Below are 1076 nucleotides of genomic sequence, written 5' to 3' on the forward strand. Positions count from 1 at the left end.
GCGGCGGGGCGGGGCGGCAAGCCCTCCCCACATGGCCGGCCCTGCGCGGGAAGCGGGAAGCCTGGCCTGCAACTTGCGGACGAGTCGGCGCCCGCTACGCTCTCTCACCCCTGCGGGCAGCGTGATCCCATCCGACGATCCGGCTCCCGGCGGCCCCGGGATGACGACGGAGAGGCGGCATCGTCGTCGACGATCCTCCTCCCCGCGGAGGGGTGAGGAAGAGTCGCGGGCGCAGTGCCCAAGCAGTGCCCAAGCAGGTATTTTCCATGACCGATACCCCGACCGACCTCTCGCTCCTCTCCGCCAAGGCACTGGCCGAGGGCATCTCCGCCAGAACGTTCTCTCCCGTCGATGCCGTCGAGGCGATGCTCGCGCGGATCGCCGCTCAGGAGCCGAAGCTCCGGGCCTTCACGGAGGTCTACGCGGCGGACGCGCGGCTGGCCGCGGAGGGCGCCGACCGGGCGATCCGCTCCGGCCACGCGGTCGGGCCGCTGCACGGCGTGCCGGTGGCGCTGAAGGACCTCGTGGACCTCGACGGGCGCATCACCATGGGCGGCTCGGCCGCCCACCGGGCGCGGATCGCCCGCGGCACCGCGACCGTCGCGCGGCGGCTGATCGCGCACGGGATGATCGTGCTGGGGAAGACCCACACGGTCGAGTTCGCCTATGGCGGCTGGGGCACGAACCCGCATCTCGGCACGCCCTGGAACCCCTGGGATCCGGGGACGCCCCGCACGCCGGGCGGCTCCAGCAGCGGCACCGGCGTGGCGGTCGCCGCCCGCATGGCGCCCTGGGGCCTCGGCACCGACACGGGCGGCTCGGTGCGGCTGCCGGCCGCCTTCTGCGGGCTCACCGGGCTCAAGGTGACGGTCGGGCGCATCTCGACCCACGGGATCGTGCCGCTCTCCACCACCCTCGACACGCCCGGGCCCCTCGCCCGCACGGTTGAGGACGCGGCGCTCCTCTACCGGGCGATGTCCGGCCCCGACCCGCTCGACCCGACCACGCGGGGGATCGCGCCCGACGATCCGTTCCCGACCCTGAAGCGGGGCGTGCGGGGCCTGCGGCTCGCCCGC

The 1076-nt window shown here is 74.8% G+C and carries 1 protein-coding gene; it reads left to right on the forward strand.

Going from position 1 to position 1076, the window contains the following annotated elements:
• Window positions 1–266 precede the first annotated feature (266 nt).
• On the forward strand, window positions 267–1076 hold an 810-nt coding region (locus AX737_RS12155), incomplete at its 3' end, for an amidase (RefSeq protein ID WP_197430551.1).

Source organism: Methylobacterium sp. CCH5-D2 (genome assembly GCF_001556475.1).
GTDB classification, from domain to species: domain Bacteria; phylum Pseudomonadota; class Alphaproteobacteria; order Rhizobiales; family Beijerinckiaceae; genus Methylobacterium; species Methylobacterium hispanicum.